This window comes from Streptococcus sp. VTCC 12886 (assembly GCF_049893425.1).
Taxonomy (GTDB): Bacteria; Bacillota; Bacilli; order Lactobacillales; family Streptococcaceae; genus Streptococcus; species Streptococcus suis_AA.
The window spans coordinates 1-2,202 of record NZ_JBMVJB010000068.1 but is presented as its reverse complement, the minus strand read 5'-3'; the positions used below and the strand labels follow the sequence as shown (position 1 = coordinate 2,202).

Here is a 2,202-nt window from a genome sequence, read left to right as displayed (position 1 = left end):
AAAAAACAATAAAACGGAAAGCTAGCAATAGCTTGAGTTTGAATCAAAACTTTTAATGAGAGTTTGATCCTGGCTCAGGACGAACGCTGGCGGCGTGCCTAATACATGCAAGTGGAACGCATGATTGATACCGGAGCTTGCTCCACCATTAATCATGAGTCGCGAACGGGTGAGTAACGCGTAGGTAACCTACCTCATAGCGGGGGATAACTATTGGAAACGATAGCTAATACCGCATAACAGTATTTATCGCATGGTAAATGCTTGAAAGGAGCAACTGCTTCACTATGAGATGGACCTGCGTTGTATTAGCTAGTTGGTGGGGTAACGGCTCACCAAGGCATCGATACATAGCCGACCTGAGAGGGTGATCGGCCACACTGGGACTGAGACACGGCCCAGACTCCTACGGGAGGCAGCAGTAGGGAATCTTCGGCAATGGGGGGAACCCTGACCGAGCAACGCCGCGTGAGTGAAGAAGGTTTTCGGATCGTAAAGCTCTGTTGTAAGAGAAGAACGTGTGTGAGAGTGGAAAGTTCACACAGTGACGGTAACTTACCAGAAAGGGACGGCTAACTACGTGCCAGCAGCCGCGGTAATACGTAGGTCCCGAGCGTTGTCCGGATTTATTGGGCGTAAAGCGAGCGCAGGCGGTTTGATAAGTCTGAAGTAAAAGGCTGTGGCTTAACCATAGTATGCTTTGGAAACTGTCAAACTTGAGTGCAGAAGGGGAGAGTGGAATTCCATGTGTAGCGGTGAAATGCGTAGATATATGGAGGAACACCGGTGGCGAAAGCGGCTCTCTGGTCTGTAACTGACGCTGAGGCTCGAAAGCGTGGGGAGCAAACAGGATTAGATACCCTGGTAGTCCACGCCGTAAACGATGAGTGCTAGGTGTTGGGTCCTTTCCGGGACTCAGTGCCGTAGCTAACGCATTAAGCACTCCGCCTGGGGAGTACGACCGCAAGGTTGAAACTCAAAGGAATTGACGGGGGCCCGCACAAGCGGTGGAGCATGTGGTTTAATTCGAAGCAACGCGAAGAACCTTACCAGGTCTTGACATCCCAGTGACCGTCCTAGAGATAGGATTTTTCTTCGGAACACTGGAGACAGGTGGTGCATGGTTGTCGTCAGCTCGTGTCGTGAGATGTTGGGTTAAGTCCCGCAACGAGCGCAACCCCTATTGTTAGTTGCCATCATTCAGTTGGGCACTCTAGCGAGACTGCCGGTAATAAACCGGAGGAAGGTGGGGATGACGTCAAATCATCATGCCCCTTATGACCTGGGCTACACACGTGCTACAATGGCTGGTACAACGAGTCGCAAGTCGGTGACGACAAGCTAATCTCTTAAAGCCAGTCTCAGTTCGGATTGTAGGCTGCAACTCGCCTACATGAAGTCGGAATCGCTAGTAATCGCGGATCAGCACGCCGCGGTGAATACGTTCCCGGGCCTTGTACACACCGCCCGTCACACCACGAGAGTTTGTAACACCCGAAGTCGGTGAGGTAACCATTTGGAGCCAGCCGCCTAAGGTGGGATAGATGATTGGGGTGAAGTCGTAACAAGGTAGCCGTATCGGAAGGTGCGGCTGGATCACCTCCTTTCTAAGGAAAAGGAACCTGTACGTTAGTCTTCTTTAATTTTGAGAGGTTTTGAACTAAGTAATGAGAACGTTAAAAAATGCGTATGAAAATAGGAAACTGACGTAGTGTGTTCAACACACAAGGAAGTTTATCTTTTTCACTAGGATTTTAGTTCGAATACAATTTGACTTCTCAAAAGTCCCTTAATATTATTTAACAATACAGTAAACACGTAATTATACGTGGGGCCTTAGCTCAGCTGGGAGAGCGCCTGCTTTGCACGCAGGAGGTCAGCGGTTCGATCCCGCTAGGCTCCATTAGGATAGAAATCCTACTAAACTGAATAACAGTGAAGTTGAATTCACGACTAACTTCTTAGGAAAAAAGATCATCTTCCTTGTGTGCAAGACACACATCGTCAGATTCCTAATTTTCTACAGAAGTTTCGCAGAAGCGACCGTCGTTCATATCCTAAACTTGTCCATTGAAAATTGAATATCTATCAAACAATCCTTATGTATTTGAAAAGATACATAAAGAAATAGTAACAAGAAAATAAACCGAAAACGCTGTGAATATTTAATGAGTTTTCTAATTTTTGAAAAAATTAGGTTAA

At 47.2% G+C, this 2,202-nt stretch carries 1 tRNA gene and 1 rRNA gene; both read left to right on the top strand.

Annotated features, from left to right (window positions below):
- The first annotated feature begins 51 nt into the window (after nucleotides 1–51).
- A 16S ribosomal RNA gene (locus tag ACPC57_RS11490) occupies nucleotides 52–1,607 on the top strand.
- A 223-nt stretch (nucleotides 1,608–1,830) separates the two neighbouring features.
- Nucleotides 1,831–1,903, top strand: a tRNA-Ala gene (locus ACPC57_RS11485).
- The last annotated feature ends 299 nt before the right edge of the window (nucleotides 1,904–2,202 follow it).